Genomic DNA, 15,757 nt, shown 5'->3' on the forward strand with positions numbered 1-15,757 from the left:
ATAGAGGATAAGTTAGAAGAAAATCGATTATCGATAAACTTCAGGCTGAATTTGCGACGGAACCAGGGACTTCGTATTAATAATATTGAAAAAAAATTGGACAAACTAAAAATATACGGCGATACTTACATAAAATATACACAAAACCAATCCAATCATAATGGTAAAACAACACTTACTACGCAAATTCCAAACCGCACTCGCCTTTATGTTAATGGAGTTGTTGATGACCGATGGTCGTATAACGTACGTATTCAGAATTTATCAGACCTTAATCGGTCTGATTATACGGCACAAAGTCAAAATGATTTGAAATTAAGTGAGACATATGTATCCAGTAAAATTTTGGGGGGAACATATGCGTTGTAGGCAAGGCATAAATGCTACGGTGCTTAATGGTTTAGTATATGACGGTTCTTTTAAAGGGCTATTCACTGATTATAAATTAGGCAAAACAGAAGTTATTACTCGTTATGGAAGTGACGTATCAGTAGATTCATCACTTCTTCCGTTAAAATCAATTAATGGTAATATTCCCTCAGGGAATTATGATAATTATTTTAACGTTGTAGTGAAACAGCAAATGGGGTAATTAAATTTAGGTGCTGGCAGAAGTTATTGATAAATATGCATTATATCAATTCCATAGAGAAAGAAGTGCGGGATCGCATTTAGTAATATTGGAGTCATTCCGGTGCTGGAAGAGCCTAATCTCTTTTATATTAAGCCACAGAATCCGGATGTAATCGTTGAAAATATGCAAGAATATGCTAATTATAAAACAGGCACTTTCAAGTACAAAAGTGAAATTGAAAATGGAAAGTGCAATGAATACGCAAGAGGTGTATTTTATGAAAACAAAGATAGAACTCCACTAAATGTCGTTTTAGTACATGGATGGAAACAAGACAACGAGCGAATTGAAGCAATCTATTTAAAGCCTTTTATGGAACAAAGTTATAATATGTATTTTATAACTTTGCCGTATCATACAGAAAGGCAAGGTCATAACTCGTTATATAACGGAGAGCTTATGCTAAGCGCTAATATAGAAAGAACGTTATCCTCTATAAGACAGGCTGTTGTAGATATGAGGGCCTTAATTAACTGGTTAAAGAGTACGGGGGACAAGGTTGTATTAGTTGGAATCAGTCTTGGAGGACTAATGGTGACGACTACAGTAGAGGAAAACATAGACGGTAGTATATCTGTTTTTGCACCAAATGAGCTTTCCCATACTATATGGAATACTATTCCTGGGAAGTATATTAAGATAGATCTCCAGGAGAATGCTTTTACCTATTGCCAGTTAAAAAAATGTTGGGACATAACAAATACTAGCAACTTTGCGACTAAGATACCAAAGGAAAAAGTGCTTATTCTTTCAGCACTCTATGATAAGTATATAGATTTTAAAGATGCCGATAAGCTTTGGGAAACATGGGAGAGACCGGAGAGAAAACTTTATCATTGTGGTCATGCAGGAATTGCATTGTGTAAAAGAAGCATAGCGAATAATTCCTTAGAGTTTATTAAAAAAAATGTATTGGGTGAGGTTTGCTAAAATAATCATTAATACAATAGTATTATGGGCTATTACACTAATTGAATAAAGAGGTGGTTCATATGTTTTTTTTAATCGGAATAGTATCAACATTTATTATGCTTTCATTGCTTCCTACTACTTCATTTTATCGTAATAGAATAATTACGACATTGTTTATGTGCGCTTATTCTTCATTGTATTTTTTCATTATTCAGTATGGATTAATTGTAAATAATTCTTTTAAATTACCCCTATTTTTTGTAGCATTAATTTTAATACTATATTTATCAATGGTCGATAGGTATATTAATCTAAAATTGGATTTAGATAGGCTATTTAAAATTATTTTGTTTATAATGATTCCGATAGTATTGTGTTTTTCGTTCCAAGCCGATAATAATCAATTTCACTTAATTGATATATTAGTTCTTGCTTTAATTCTTGGAATAAATCAATCACGTTTTAGTAAAGCACCAATGTTATACCAAGAAAACACAATTGAATTCTATGGATTATCTACTACATCTCATCTTTTAATTTTGTTTATTTTTCTGGGGTATAGGAAAATTAATATCAATCCATTTTTCATTAATACAATGGATGCATGGGGATTAACCTTGGCAGTTAGTTTTTTGTGTTGTTTTTTCGCGATTCTAATTGGAGTAAAATTAAACTATCTTTGTTTTAATTTTAAAAAAATTGAGATTAAAAATTTAATAATATTAACTATCTTCAATTTTTTTCATATAGCAATAGCAGAAGAAATTATCTATAGAGGATTTATCTATAATTATCTACGACAGTTCACAGGTGGAGGAGATTGGATACCACTGGTATTAACAACTTTATTATTTGGGTGTCACCATATTAGCTTTGGTGGCAAAAGAATGTTTGTACTTTCTTCTATAGCTGGTTTCTTTTATGGTTTAATATATATGCTTACAGGAAACCTATTAGCCTCGGCAATTATTCATACTATTACTAATATAGTTTGGCGATTATTTTTTGTTATAAAATCAGACGGGGTTTCGGTTGTAAGATCTGATGTAGAGGCGCAAAAATGATGCTGGTTTTGGTTCTATTATTACTGTGGGGAATAGTAGCAATAATTATTTTATACAATGATGTTGAAAATAAATTTAACTATTGGTATTCGGGGCTAATATTTTCTGTTTCATTAGGATTACTTTGTGAAATTATCAGAAATAACATAGTTCCCATAACAATTAACAGAGAAATATTAGAACTAATTGCACGCTTTCTTTCAGCGTTGAGTTATCGACTAAGCCCCTATTTTGGAATTTTAGCCGGGGTCGCAATGTATTATCAAGATAAAAGGAAAATGAAAATTAGTATAGTTTTATTCCTACCAGTTATTTTAGGATTTATTGTTGATTTTATATACCCAGAAGCTAGTTTTATTACAGTCTTCCCAGACTATAGCCCGTTCTTTTGGACAATAGTGATTTGGGCTGTGCCGTATGGTTTAATTACTGATACTTTAATGGTTTTATCTTATACTAAAGAAAAATCACAACGGTTCAAACAGCAAAAATTATTAACATGTATTTTAATGCTTCCTATGATGATTTTAATGACTAGTGCATATTTAGTGCCGCTATTTTTTCGTACCCATCCTTTTATATATAATTTGTTTAGTGATATCATGATTTTGTTGCTAATCCTAATGTTTGCTCTAAAATATGGTATCTTGGGTATTCGGATCAAATTTGAAAGGGAACGTTTAGATAGTACAATAAAAGCCATGACTTCAGGAACGGCAATACTGAATCATTCAATAAAAAACGAAATTTTCAAAATATCAATGTGTATGAAAAATATAAGAAAATCTGTACATAAGAATAAACTTGATATAGATGATGTAGATGGAAATATCCAAACGGTATTAGATGCTACCGATCATTTAACAGCAATGATGAAAAGAATTCAAGACCAAATGAAAGAAATTATTTTGATGGAGAGCAGCGTCGATTTGGCTGAGATAGTAGGTAAAGCGATTGAAATGCAACAATATTGTCTAGAGAATATAACAGTTGTGAAAAACTATAGTCAAGGTTTTATTGTCAAGTGTGATCAGATACATATAACGGAAGTATTGAATAATATTATAAAAAATGCGGTAGAAGCAATGTTAAAAAATGGAAAATTAGAGATAACGATATATCCAAAGGGAACGGTAGTTGTTATAGAAGTTAAGGATAATGGAATTGGCATATCAAAAGAAAATGTAAAATATGTTTTTGATCCATTCTTTTCGACTAAACGCTCGTCGATGAATTTTGGATTAGGTATGTCTTATTCTTACAATGTGATGCAACATCATAGAGGAAATTTGGAAATTCGGAGTAAGGAAAATATTGGAACGATTGTATTGTTAATATTCCCAAAAGAAAGGATATTAACGGTTTCGCGTATATAAAAGAGGTGCTATAGAGTGGGCGATAAAATCAGGATTGCACTAATAGAGGATGATCTAGGATGGTTAAAAGCTATGGTGAGCTTTCTAAATAATGAAGACGATATACTTATTGTTGGTACTGCAATGAATAAAAATGATGGAATAAACTTAGCTAAGAATTTACAGGTTGATATATTTTTGGTAGATATTAACTTAATGGAAAACAAGCATGATGGTATATATGCAGCAGTTGAAATATTGGAAGTTACTCAATGCAAAATTATTATGCTTTCCTGTGTGAAAGATGAAAAAATTGTTGCAGATTCTTTTGCAGTAGGAGCAGTACATTTCATTTCTAAAGAAGATTATGAAGATATTCCAAAAGTAATTCGCACCATACACAGTAACTCATTCTCGCCTGTTGAGGTCTTAGCAAAAAAATATTTACAGTTAAAAAAAGAAGAGCAGCTTCACAAATTGACTTTCTCAGAAAGAGAAGTCTTTGATTTAATTGAACAGGGATATACACGGTCGCAGATTGGCGAAAAGTTGTTCAAAACGAAAAACACCTTAAAAACGCAAATCAAAAAAATACTAAGCAAATTAGATGTAAGTTCGAGTAAAGAAGCTGTAAAAAAAGTAAAGTTTAATGGCATTTTTGAAGATTTCCTTGATAAATAAATATAAAAAGGTGGGGTTATATTTTGTAACCCCACCTTTTTATTTGGGGTGATAAAATATGACAGTATTCTAACTGTGGGAAAAATTGTATATTAGATGTAGCTTCTTTGAATCATAGGGGAGATTACAGATTAAATTCACGAAAGGATAATATTCCGGTTATTTTAAACCACCCACGGGAGGGAAAGGAGTTCTAAGAATGACGGGTGATAATAGAATAATCGATGCTCAATCACTGATCCGTTGGTTGGTGGTGATGGAAGAGGGAATGAATCTCCATCGCGGCAATCTATATTACGAGGGGGCCGCGAAATCATACCATTCCATAATTGAAGTTGTGCAATCTGGTATATTTGATAAACGCCGTTCTGAAGACAACGGGGGATAGGATTTTAGTTATTCTACCGTTACGTAGAATAGAAAGGAGAGATTTCTATTACAAAAAAAGGAACCATGATAACAGTCCATACTTCTAATCGTACGATGGAATTAGCAGAAGTTAAATTTAACAAATATCTGTTAATTGAATATAACGGTAACGAGTATATGATCTTGGACTACTTTAGACAAAAGAGTCTTTATAAAGTATGCCACGACGATTCAGATCAGATAGTATTTATATACATTGATACTATTGATAAAATAGATATTGAAAAATAAATAAGTTCATTCAATATCTGTGGTTTTAATAGTGGAAAGGTGGGCAAAAAATCAAATGTTTTAACTTTGGTTGAAAACCCGAGCGCGATATTTAAAGCGGACTCGGATTTCTTTGGCTTACTTTGGAACTCGACTTTTCTAGAAAGAAACTTATAAAGGATTTTATGCTGAAATAATTTTTTTGAATAAATATTTTTAAGATAAGAAAATACCAGTTAAATTACATACATCTAAATATAAATCCTAGTTCAAAAGTAGTACAAGATTATCGAAGTCAAAAAATCTGTTCAAGAATTTATGATAAACTATTTTTCCGAAGGAAAGGACTCATATTTTTATGTACTTTAGCATAGAAAGAATAAGTGGTTTTTAATACCTAATCTATATAGGAAAAAATCTAGGCGTTTAAATCCCAAATAAATCAAGGATTTTAGTTGTTTTGTAGGTGTTCCTAGACGTTCCTAGGTGTTGGATTTTACATTGCACCTAGACCGCGAACCTAGACAAGTCAATGGATTGATGTCCTCTCTAGGCGTTATAGGCGTAAAAAAAGGTATGAGATAGGTAGTGGATAGATGCTTACCCACAAAACTTAAATCATTCAGTAAGCCACCACAGTGGGACATTTATATAGAAAGGAAAAATCACTGGACAACCTTAGTTGAAAGTTTGCATACTGTGCAAGCTTTTTTTTATTGTCTAAAAGTGCAATAGAACACCTCGAAGATGCAGCGTTTGAATTTAAATTTAATTAGACTTCTATATTGGAAGGTCATATTTCTTTTATGTAGTGGTCATAATAACTATATCTGTAAATGGAAGTTTGATAATGACATTAACAGCTTTTTGATGCTTGTAAGTAAGTTGTTTTTTACAGCCTGGTACAGATTAATAGCGAGCAAGGAGGGAATGCTAGTGGATAACAAAATTAACAGATATAAAAACAACGATAAAGTATCTTTTGAGAAGCGAACATTATTTGGAAGCTCTTTAGTGAAAGGAGTTATTGTTAGTTATCGATTCTTGAATTATAACTGGATATATTTAGTAGAATGCGGCAATGATAAAAAATTGATTGTTGTTCCAGAAGATGAACTCTGGTTATTAGAAGAGAGTAGTGGAGAATCATATTAGGAAAGCTAAAGTATCTTAATTTCCTAGTAAATATGAATGCTCGTTGCTGTATTTCGCAATTGCTCTATTCTGTTCTATTGATTTTATATTGAATATTCTATATAATGTTAGTACATTTATAAGCGGCTATTTAGAAGAGATGTATATTGAATTTTATATTATATCCTTGGATATATCTTTAGATCTTAGTAATCTATATAGATAAAGAAAGGAAGGTGGAGTCTGTATAGAAGGCTCTGCCTTTTTGTTTAAACGAAAGCATAGTAAAGACAGTGGCATGTCTATTGTACAAGGCTTTTTGGGCGGAAAGATATTATATCGAAACATTAGGAGGTACTATTATGAGAATACTAGGGTCCATTTTCGTATTGCTGGCATTGGTATGCAATCAGGCTTTTGCCATATCTCTTATTAATAGAGATGAAATTAAAGCAGCACAGCATTATGGGGAGAAGCATGCTCATATGGAATGGGAAGAGTTCTTATTGCCATGGGTTTCTTATGAAGAAAAAACGCCAAGGCTTAATGAATTTTCCGAAAAGGCGTATTTATATACAAAGTTTTTATTAATTGCCACTGATGCGAGAGAGAAACGTTTGAAAGGAGTAAGCCCTCAGTTAGAGGACAGTGAAGATATCTTAACAAATTATAATGGTTATCTGACCTTTAGCGTGACTTTGTATGGTTCTCAGGAGAAGTTTGGTCAGAACGCTATTGTTACTTTAAAGCAAGGTGATGCCTCCATAAAAGCATATCAGGTTGTCGTACCTCCTAGAGCAGAAAAGATGGCAAAAAGTACTGAAAAACCTACATATAGACTACAATGCTATGTATATTTTTTAGAAAAAAATATAGTCTATGATAAACCTGTTATATTATCAATTTCTACAAAGGATAAACAGAAGCATAATTTTTATTTTGATTTTGCGCAGGTGAGATAAAAAACTAAAAATGTAAGAAACTATAAATAGATGTATTCATGATTTAATTTATTGCGGGGCGCGCGTAATGATGTACTAGCGGAGGGGAGAATATGGATGATACTACAATTCTGGAAGTTGATTTGGATAAAATTATATATAATACTTCTCAAGTCGTAGAAAGATGTCATCGTTTGGGAATCTCAGTATTGGGAGTAACTAAAGGGTTTAGCGCTATGCACCAGATTGTATCAGCTATGGTGGAAGGAGGCGTTGATGGCTTAGCGGATGCTAGGCTTGAGAATATCATAGAACTTCGCAAACGAAATTTTAACCAGGAAATAACCTTATTAAGGCTTCCACGGTTAAGTAATGTTGAAACGATTATTCGATACGCCGATACGAGTATTAATTCGGAAATGACAGTAATCCAGGCTCTATCGGAAACTGCCGAAAGTTTAGGAAAGAGACATAATATAATTTTAATGGTAGATGTAGGAGATCTTCGGGAAGGATTAATGATTGATCAAGTTCTTGATGCTGTGATGCAAATCTCTAGTCTAAAAGGAGTACGTTTATTAGGCTTGGGGACCAATATGGGATGTTTTGGTGGAATCTTACCCAGTCCAGAAAATCTAGGGGTATTAGTTACATTAGTAAATGTGATAGAGAAAAAGGTAGGAATCAAGTTAGAAGTAATTTCAGGAGGTGGAACTTCCAGTTTATCATTGGTAGAGAAGAATAATGTTCCGGTGGGAATTAATCAATTGCGTATTGGTGAGGGTATTTTATTAGGTACGGATACAACTCATAATCGCAAAATACCTTGGTTGCTGCAGGATGCCTTTCTGCTTAGAGCTGAGGTGATTGAGGTAAAATGTAAGCCTTCTGTTCCGACTGGGGATATTGGTAGAGATGCATTTGGGAATATACCTCAATTCATCGATAAAGGAGTACGGAATCGAGCGATTTTAGCTTTAGGCAAACAAGATGTGGATGTAGAAGGGATTGTTCCAGTCAAGGAAAGTATAAAAATTATGGGGGCAAGTAGTGATCATCTAATTCTTGATATTACAGATTGTGAGGAGCAAATAAAGGTAGGGGACGATGTTGAGTTTTCCTTATCTTATTCTGGATTGCTTTCAGTGAGTGATTCTAGTTACGTTACGAAAAAATTCAAAAGGGGGATATTATGATTGAGTTGGTGCAAAATGTTGAACCGGCTTTGATAAAGCGATTAGTAGAGCTAGAAATAAGCGCCTTTGGCGACGGTGGATTAAATAAATGGCATTTGGTTCCATTCATCAGGCATGGACGTGTTTTTATTATTCGCAAGGATCGAGAGATTGTTGGTTTGATCCAATACATGTTAGATTGGGGGTGCCCTCAAAAAGCATATATGGTTGGCGTATCCACGGATAAAAATTGTCGGGGGCAAGGGCTGGGAACCAGACTTCTACAAGAGAGTTTTAAAAGCTTGCATCAAGAAAATATTACAGAAATTGAATTAACAGTAGATCCGAATAACGTTGCAGCAGTCGCGATATATGAAAAAAAACTTGGATTTCAGATTATAGAACGTAGAGAGAATGAATATGGGACGGGGGAGAATCGGTTAGTAATGAAACTAACACTTGCAGATTTTATGGATAAAAATATAAAATAAAAACTGTTGACATAATTGGTTAAAACCATTATACTATTTAAGTAAGGCAATTACACAATGACTCCGTAGCCCAGCTGGATAGAGCGTTTGACTACGAATCAAAAGGCCGCAGGTTCGAATCCTGCCGGGGTCACCATAGCTATTTCAAAGGTTTTACGACTTTTCGTAAGGCCTTTTTCGTTTTTATAGCAGTTTGACAACAACGCGGCCGAACTGCCTTCCTAAACTCGCGCTCGCATCCGGACTTACGGGGAATGGAAAACAAAGCACGAGCCTCAAGGAACGGGGCAACCAACCGCTGTCAATGGGTTCTATATGCCCAGTAGGATTTTAAGAACTTTCTGGCTTACATTTGCGACAAGATATTCCCGCGGAGGCTGCCAGTTCCGGCCTTGATGTAACACTGTTTGCACAGCCCGTAAGATTGCCGCGGGGTCACAGCCGGCAAGCAGATTGCTGCCAGCTTCCAAGGTTTCCGGTCGTTCGGTCACATCCCGCAGCGTCACATTCGGTGTTTTATAAAGACAGCACTCCTCCTGAACAGTGCCGCTATCACTCAACACACAGTAGGCGTTTTGCTCCAACAATACGAAATCAAACAGACCTAATGGTTCCACGATCTGGATGCCTGTTCCTATAAAGGTTCTTTTCTGTTTTACCAGCTGGGAGCGGGTGCGGGGATGCAGAGTGCAAATCAGCGGCAGCCCATATTCCGCATAGAGTCTATGAAGGGCTGTGATGAATTTCTCTAGACGATCTCCATCGTCAACATTTTCCGTCCGGTGCAGGGTTACGAGAAAATAACCTTGGGCGGCAACACCCATCGCCTGAAGCACCTGGCTTTGTAAAATATTGTCTGCGTAATGGCTGAGAACCTCCCCAATGGGATTGCCCGTAACATAAATACGATTGCCGTCGATGCCTTCCCGCAGTAAATTAGCCCGGCTTCGTTCCGTGTAAGGCAACAGAATATCGCTGCAATGATCGACAATCCGGCGGTTGATTTCTTCCGGTACCCGGTCATCATAACAACGGTTGCCTGCCTCCATGTGGTAAACCGGAATGCGCAGCCGTTTGGCAACCAGCGCCGCTAAGGCGCTGTTGGTATCTCCCAGTATCAGTAGGCGATCGGGTCTTTCCTTTAACATTACCTGTTCACAACCGCGGAGTATCTCGCCTATTTGGCCCATCGCGGTCTGCGCTTGACAGTCCAGCAAGTAATCCGGAGGACGCAGCTTTAGTTCAGTGAAAAATATATCACTCAAGGTCCGGTCAAAATTTTGGCCGGTATGCACAAGAATATGCTCACAAAGGTCGTCCAGGAGAGGAATAATCCGGCTTAAGCGAATAATTTCCGGACGTGTACCCAAAACGGTCATAATCTTCATTACAGCAACCCCCTTCTATTTTTTTTACTGTCTATGATCTCCATTAAAAGCACTTCACAATCTAAGTGCTTTACGTTTTTTTTTTTAGATTATGCAGATACAGTCAACAAGAGAATTAGTTTTATACCATATTTTAATCATTTAGAAAGCAATTTTCGCACCATTGCGACAGCAATTACATACACTATAATTAAGATTAAATTTCAACCATGGGGGAATTAAAACTATGGATTATGAAATCGTTATCATATCAAACAGACCTCACCTTAGCCAGGGGGCGCAATCATGTTTAGCGGGCTTGAATAGCAGGATATTTGATGGCACAAATTACCCTTCGTTTTCAAAAATTGTTAATGATGCGATAACGTCAAGTTTATATGAGGAAATTATCATATGTAATGATAAAGCCCGGCCAACACATGCGGCTGTAGAAAAAATTCTGGCTATGTTGAAAGATGGCTGGGGTTTGGTGGGGCTTTATCGGTTTGGTTTTTTTGGTTTCAAAAAGGATTTGATCAGGAAAATTGGTTTTTTTGATGAACGGTTTATTGGCGGAGGTTATGAGGATAATGATTGTATCAGAAGGCTGAAAGAGGCAAACATTAGTTATTATGAAAGCGAGGAAATTGACTATATTTATTTGCCCACATCCTGGCATTATGAAAAAACTAATATTGCTAAAAATCATTTCTTTGGAAAATGGAGAGAGGAAGGAAATGTGACAACAAGGCAGGTGGCCGAGGAAGATTACAAATATGATATAGGTCCATTAAAAAACATAAACTTCACTGAGTTCGACAAATCAATTTTGTTACCGTACAATTTTAGATTGAAAGACATGATTATGCAAACCAGTCTATTGGATTAAGTTTTGAGGGGGTTCAATGAAAGTTTTGCTAGCAGAACTTTCATTGAACCCTTCCTCTTTATTACTTTTGGATAAATTTTACTTTTCCCGCCAGGATAATTGTGCCTGCCGTTTGCGGCAAATTGTTAAACCAGGAGCAACGGGAATCGTCATTAATTCATAGGCGCGGGTGTCCTGTGCCAAGATTTCTATCGCCTGACAAGCGGTTCCGCACCAATTGGGATCCATCATAGCCTCGTCTTTCGGATGAGTATCGTGCAGCAAAATGAGACCATGGGGAGCCACAAAAGGGAAAAAATTCAGAAAGTCCTGCAACACCGCCGCCTGCGAATGATCGGCATCGATGAATAGCATATCAATCTGCAGAGGCTTTACCGCTAATTCCCTGGCAAAGTCCTGCGTTGTCCCCTTAAAAAAGCGAGTTTTTGAAGATTGTTGCATGGCTTGCCCGGCTTCTGTGCTGATATCCACGCCAACTAATTGCTCCGCAAAAGGGATAATGCGGTTAAAAAGATAACACCGGTATAACCCAAGCTCCACGTAGACCTTCGGCTGTATGACGCCGGCCAAATGAACAATAAAGTCTTCATGCCAGTTTAATTTCACGAATTTTTCAGCCTCCTTGACTTGCTCATATTTTATAATGCCCCATTCTCGGCCTTCATTTCTAACGATTTGACCAATACGGGAAAAATAGAGGTTTTTGTTATATTCCCATTCGGGCGGACCACCATTCACATAATAGCCGTCTGGCCGGGGGTGGTACAAGTGCACCGTGGACGCATCAGTCTGACAATAATTGCAGCCGTTGCTTAATAAGCGTTGGATAAAATCATTGTCATCATAGGCCATGCCTACAAAATCCTCATCGTATCCCCCAATCGTAAAATACTGGCTGCGATGTAAGGCCATTAAGAATGGCAGCTTGACATTTAAGTCAATGCATTTGTCATAGATATCAGGGTCAGAGGTTCCATCATTGTTATTTATATATTCCAGAAAAGCTCCATCACGGTCATCTTTGCCCACTGGAATACCCAGTAATTTGGGATTATCTAAGATGGGCGGCACAAGTTTGGCGATAGTATCATTGTTATGAAACATTTCCGCGCAGCCGATGATCAAAATATCCCCGGAAGAATGCTTTACGCCAATATTCATCGCAAAACCGGGTACCCGCCATACCATCTTGCCGTTTAGATTTCTGTGCCCGGTAAATACATACTTCAAATTAAGTTTTTCCTTAAACTCGTTACAAACCTCTTCGGTCTCATCCTGTAATCCATCATTAACCACAATGACTTCAAAATCAAAGGGTATGGTCTGGCGGGTTAAGGACCATAAACCCCATCTTAACAAGTGCACTCTTTGAAATGTAGTCATAATTATGGATATTTTAGGCCGGGTTATTTTTCTTTTCCGGTTTTGTTCGGTCATCCTGCGTTCCTGAAAGACCGCGGTCAGCAACCGGTGCCATTTTTCCATGGCATCCGGTGTATCGGGAATTACGTCAAAATCATACTCCGCATAGGAATGTGCGGTTTGCAAGGAGTTGGTCACAAGTTTGCTTGCTTGCTGCAAAGTCGCCTCCTGTTGGTCGGTTGCTGCACCCGCTGACCGGAGATCATCCTGCAAAAAAGCGATGGTATAGCGATTGGGATCAATGATATCCATATGCGTGGCGTTTTGAATAATGACTTCCACTTCCGGATAATGTTCCTCCAGATAGTTTTTGGAATGGGCGGCATAATGGTCCTGGATGCCAGCCAGAGGTGCGTCAAGAGCAACAGAAGAAGGCAAGGCCTTCAGCAGGGCACCTCCAAAGTCTTGTGCTGCTATTGATCCCATGACAAGGGCAACTTTTACTTGGCTTGGTGTAGTTTCCAAGGTTTCCAGACTACCCAATTCGCCCCACTGGAAATGATAAACAATGCTGTCAAAGGCTGTTTGATGTTTGATTCCAACGGCCTGGAGTTTCAGCATCAAGACCGTATCGCCGGCGATGCACGCTTCTCCCCGCTGGGCAATGACCGGCTGATAAAGATCGCTGCCCAAAAGCACCTGTCCTTCTGGGTAGCCTCCGACCCGCTGAAAATGCTCCTTACGGATCAAGAGAGGCATAAACAGGCCGCCGTCCGCTATTTTGGCTTCTGCCAATTCACGGGCATACTGTTGAAACTGGCTTTCTTGATAAGACGAATAATCCCGGCCAAAGTTCCTTTCCACACCGTATTGACCACTGGGCAATCTTCCAGATTCCACCAGGCGGGAGACGACGCAGTTTGCTCCGTTATAAGCCTGCCATAGATGATCAAACCAACCTGGAGTAAAGGCCATGTCGGAGTTAATGAAAACGACGAAATCTCCTAGGGCCTTGTCGGCAGCAAAATTATAGGCCCGGTAAACATTATTGACGTACCACTCCTCTTGTTGCTCGGGAGTGTTCGTATAAATATAGTGCGGTATATAGTTATCCCGCAAATGACTAAGCACGGCATCGTTGGCGTCATTGGCGACAAAGAAAAACTCCTTGTCAGTCATGTCCGTATATCTTAAGACCTGTTCATAAACGAAATCCAACCACTCAACGCTTTTATAGACTAAACATACGATGGAGAATTTTGGCTTAAACACTTCTTTACGGTATTGTTCTACATAGGTCAGGGCCTCAATAAATTTCAAAGGTTTTGGCGCTTCATCATCGATCCACAAACCTTCCGGGAATAGCTCACAGGGAACCTTTGCCAGCGTCAGGCTTTCTTCACTGATCAAACGGTCAAGCATATCATAGCCGCGTTGTCCGTGAGATCTGTAAACCAGATATTTATAGGCCAAGTGCTGCTGCGAAGCGAATCCGTAATGCAGTACCTGAATGTCTTCCGCCCAGGCCATGTGTTGAATTGTCACAGGATGAGGTTTTTGATGGAGCCCCGGTTTTGGTTCACTAAAGCAAATGCCGGGGACGACCCTCCATAGACGGCAAAACCAGCCCAAGTCAAATAAACTGTCTAAACGTCGCCAGGAATGACTGCGCCACAGATTCAGTTCATGAAAGCACACGCCATCCAGCTGTCGTTCTTCACAGGTTTTACACCAGTTTTGCAGACAATTTGCGGCATCGGCAGTCAAAACTTCGTCCGCATCCAGCCATAAGATGAAATCCGGGTTCAGCTTTAGGGCCTCCTGCAGCAGGAACTGTTTATGGTTTTGCTCATTAACAAAATCATTATTTGCAGCGCGCAGGACATAGGGGGTTTGCTGCAACATATATTCAAAGCTGCCGTCGGTACTGCCGTCATCATAGACGACTAAATCATCCACTAGGGGTTTTACATACGCTGCAAACCGCTCCAAGTTACCTTTACACATCTCATTATAGATCTGGCAAATACATACGATCTTATATTTTTTCATCGCAAAAATTCTCCATCTGTTTTATCCTCCTGACCAATCAACAAACGGTGTTTTGTCAATAAGGCCAAGGTTTCTGCAGAAGTCATGACAAAATCACCGGAGCTATATTCTTTTGATAACGCCTGTAGCCCCGGATCTGTTTTAATCAGTTCGGGAAGCATCGGCTTGATTGCGTAATAATTGCCACGATCATAGGTCCGCCAGGCCTCTTCTTCCGAAACGAGAATTTCATGCACCTTTTCTCCCGGACGAATGCCAGTATATTTTATGGATATATTTCTGTCTCTCATCATGGCTTTGGCCACATCGACAATACGGGCCGCGGGAATTTTCGGTATATATATTTCACCGGGCTGAGCTCCTTCGAGGGCGGCAAAAATGGTATCAACCGCACTTTCCAGAGGCAATAAGAACCTGGTCATTTCCTTGATCGTAATTGTAACAGGGCCGCCATGCTTGATTTGCTCATGGAACAGGGGAATTACAGAACCCCTGGAGGCTAGCACATTGCCATAGCGTACACAAATAAACCTCGTCTGGGGAATGGTCACATTGGCAGCAATAAATAGCCGCTCTTGGAGGGCCTTGGAGATACCCATGGCATTCACCGGCTTGCAGGCTTTATCCGTAGAGACTCCAACCACCGTTTCTATGGAAAGCTTATGTTCACGTATCGCCCGGATGATATTTTCCGCGCCAAGCACATTGGTCAATACCGCTTCATAGGGAAAGTACTCACAAGAAGGCACCTGTTTGAGGGCGGCGGCATTTATGACAATGTCCGCGTCCCTTAAAACGGAGCAAACGGAATGATACTCACGGATGTCCCCAATTCTGAACTCAATTAGTCGGGCAAAATTGTCATAGATCACCTCATCGGTAGCCGTACTTTTGTGTTGGTATTCTACTCGCATAGCGTGCTGTTTCGCTTCATCCCGCGAGAAGATGATAATCTTCCGAGGGGAACCGAGTTCCTTTTGTAAGAGCCGATGAGTTAACACTTTACCCAGTGAACCCGTACCACCGGTAATGACAATCACTTTATTATCGAATAGCGTCAT

General features: G+C 38.3%; 15 protein-coding genes and 1 tRNA gene. 13 read left to right on the forward strand and 3 right to left on the reverse strand.

The genetic code is table 11. The annotated features are described in order from the left end of the window. Positions 1-51 precede the first annotated feature (51 nt). From JBW_RS24655 to JBW_RS07980, 12 genes are all read left to right on the forward strand, one after another. Positions 52-369: a hypothetical protein gene (locus tag JBW_RS24655; protein WP_007959771.1), complete on the forward strand. Its 318-nt coding sequence runs from the start codon at positions 52-54 to the stop codon at positions 367-369. Beyond that, positions 359-592, forward strand: a complete 234-nt coding sequence (locus tag JBW_RS07925; RefSeq protein WP_007959773.1) for a hypothetical protein — start codon at positions 359-361, stop codon at positions 590-592. The genes JBW_RS24655 and JBW_RS07925 overlap by 11 nt, the downstream gene beginning before the upstream one ends. 102 nt (positions 593-694) lie before the next feature. Next, positions 695-1,564: an alpha/beta hydrolase gene (locus JBW_RS07930; protein ID WP_007959775.1), complete on the forward strand. Its 870-nt coding sequence runs from the start codon at positions 695-697 to the stop codon at positions 1,562-1,564. A 62-nt stretch (positions 1,565-1,626) separates the two neighbouring features. Then, a complete protein-coding gene (locus JBW_RS07935) occupies positions 1,627-2,610 on the forward strand; it encodes a CPBP family intramembrane glutamic endopeptidase (protein WP_007959777.1) in 984 nt (327 codons plus the stop codon). Next, the gene (locus JBW_RS07940) at positions 2,607-3,986 is read left to right on the forward strand and encodes a sensor histidine kinase (RefSeq protein WP_007959779.1); all 1,380 of its coding nucleotides are present in this window, start codon (positions 2,607-2,609) and stop codon (positions 3,984-3,986) included. The genes JBW_RS07935 and JBW_RS07940 overlap by 4 nt, the downstream gene beginning before the upstream one ends. Before the next feature lie 15 nt (positions 3,987-4,001). Next, entirely contained in the window at positions 4,002-4,646 is a 645-nt protein-coding gene (locus JBW_RS07945) for a response regulator transcription factor (RefSeq protein WP_007959781.1), read from the forward strand. Between the two features lie 199 nt (positions 4,647-4,845). Continuing rightward, positions 4,846-5,034, forward strand: coding sequence for a hypothetical protein (locus tag JBW_RS07950; protein ID WP_007959782.1), 189 nt, complete (start codon positions 4,846-4,848; stop codon positions 5,032-5,034). 1,181 nt (positions 5,035-6,215) lie between these two features. Continuing rightward, on the forward strand, positions 6,216-6,440 hold the full coding sequence (locus JBW_RS07960) for a hypothetical protein (protein WP_419177833.1): 225 nt from the start codon (positions 6,216-6,218) through the stop codon (positions 6,438-6,440). Positions 6,441-6,781: 341 nt separating this feature from the next. Further along, positions 6,782-7,381, forward strand: coding sequence for a hypothetical protein (locus JBW_RS07965; protein ID WP_007959787.1), 600 nt, complete (start codon positions 6,782-6,784; stop codon positions 7,379-7,381). A gap of 92 nt (positions 7,382-7,473) precedes the next feature. Beyond that, complete coding sequence (locus JBW_RS07970) at positions 7,474-8,556, forward strand: alanine racemase (RefSeq protein ID WP_007959789.1); 1,083 nt, start codon at positions 7,474-7,476, stop codon at positions 8,554-8,556. Further along, a complete protein-coding gene (locus JBW_RS07975) occupies positions 8,553-9,026 on the forward strand; it encodes a GNAT family N-acetyltransferase (RefSeq protein ID WP_007959790.1) in 474 nt (157 codons plus the stop codon). Before JBW_RS07970 ends, JBW_RS07975 begins: the two co-directional genes overlap by 4 nt. A 59-nt stretch (positions 9,027-9,085) precedes the next feature. Next, positions 9,086-9,162: transfer RNA gene (locus JBW_RS07980), tRNA-Arg, on the forward strand. A gap of 175 nt (positions 9,163-9,337) precedes the next feature. On the opposite strand, the gene wecB is transcribed toward JBW_RS07980, so the two are convergent. Continuing rightward, entirely contained in the window at positions 9,338-10,414 is a 1,077-nt protein-coding gene (wecB, locus tag JBW_RS07985) for a non-hydrolyzing UDP-N-acetylglucosamine 2-epimerase (RefSeq protein WP_007959794.1), read from the reverse strand. A 226-nt stretch (positions 10,415-10,640) separates the two neighbouring features. Between wecB and JBW_RS07990 the strand changes: the two genes are divergently transcribed. Further along, on the forward strand, positions 10,641-11,282 hold the full coding sequence (locus tag JBW_RS07990) for a glycosyltransferase family 2 protein (protein ID WP_007959795.1): 642 nt from the start codon (positions 10,641-10,643) through the stop codon (positions 11,280-11,282). 78 nt (positions 11,283-11,360) lie between these two features. Here the strand turns inward: JBW_RS07990 and JBW_RS07995 are convergent, their stop codons facing one another. Beyond that, positions 11,361-14,696 carry a glycosyltransferase gene (locus tag JBW_RS07995; protein WP_007959797.1) on the reverse strand — a complete coding sequence of 1,112 codons (3,336 nt, stop codon included), beginning with the start codon at positions 14,694-14,696 and terminating at the stop codon, positions 11,361-11,363. Beyond that, the gene (locus tag JBW_RS08000; RefSeq protein WP_007959798.1) at positions 14,693-15,757 is read right to left on the reverse strand and encodes a polysaccharide biosynthesis protein; all 1,065 of its coding nucleotides are present in this window, start codon (positions 15,755-15,757) and stop codon (positions 14,693-14,695) included. The genes JBW_RS07995 and JBW_RS08000 overlap by 4 nt, the downstream gene beginning before the upstream one ends.

The sequence above is a fragment of the Pelosinus fermentans JBW45 genome, assembly GCF_000271665.2.
In the GTDB taxonomy this organism is placed as follows: domain Bacteria; phylum Bacillota; class Negativicutes; order DSM-13327; family DSM-13327; genus Pelosinus; species Pelosinus baikalensis.

What these genes read in the sequence shown, in the direction of transcription:
- JBW_RS07925 (WP_007959773.1), top strand. Translation starts at nt 359, where the DNA reads ATGCGTTGTAGGCAAGGCATAAATGCTACGGTGCTTAATGGTTTAGTA.
- JBW_RS07935 (WP_007959777.1), top strand. Translation starts at nt 1,627, where the DNA reads ATGTTTTTTTTAATCGGAATAGTATCAACATTTATTATGCTTTCATTG.
- JBW_RS07940 (WP_007959779.1), top strand. Translation starts at nt 2,607, where the DNA reads ATGATGCTGGTTTTGGTTCTATTATTACTGTGGGGAATAGTAGCAATA.
- JBW_RS07950 (WP_007959782.1), top strand. Translation starts at nt 4,846, where the DNA reads ATGACGGGTGATAATAGAATAATCGATGCTCAATCACTGATCCGTTGG.
- JBW_RS07960 (WP_419177833.1), top strand. Translation starts at nt 6,216, where the DNA reads ATGCTAGTGGATAACAAAATTAACAGATATAAAAACAACGATAAAGTA.
- JBW_RS07965 (WP_007959787.1), top strand. Translation starts at nt 6,782, where the DNA reads ATGAGAATACTAGGGTCCATTTTCGTATTGCTGGCATTGGTATGCAAT.
- JBW_RS07970 (WP_007959789.1), top strand. Translation starts at nt 7,474, where the DNA reads ATGGATGATACTACAATTCTGGAAGTTGATTTGGATAAAATTATATAT.
- JBW_RS07975 (WP_007959790.1), top strand. Translation starts at nt 8,553, where the DNA reads ATGATTGAGTTGGTGCAAAATGTTGAACCGGCTTTGATAAAGCGATTA.
- wecB (WP_007959794.1), bottom strand. Translation starts at nt 10,414, where the DNA reads ATGAAGATTATGACCGTTTTGGGTACACGTCCGGAAATTATTCGCTTA.
- JBW_RS07990 (WP_007959795.1), top strand. Translation starts at nt 10,641, where the DNA reads ATGGATTATGAAATCGTTATCATATCAAACAGACCTCACCTTAGCCAG.
- JBW_RS07995 (WP_007959797.1), bottom strand. Translation starts at nt 14,696, where the DNA reads ATGAAAAAATATAAGATCGTATGTATTTGCCAGATCTATAATGAGATG.
- JBW_RS08000 (WP_007959798.1), bottom strand. Translation starts at nt 15,757, where the DNA reads ATGACGCTATTCGATAATAAAGTGATTGTCATTACCGGTGGTACGGGT.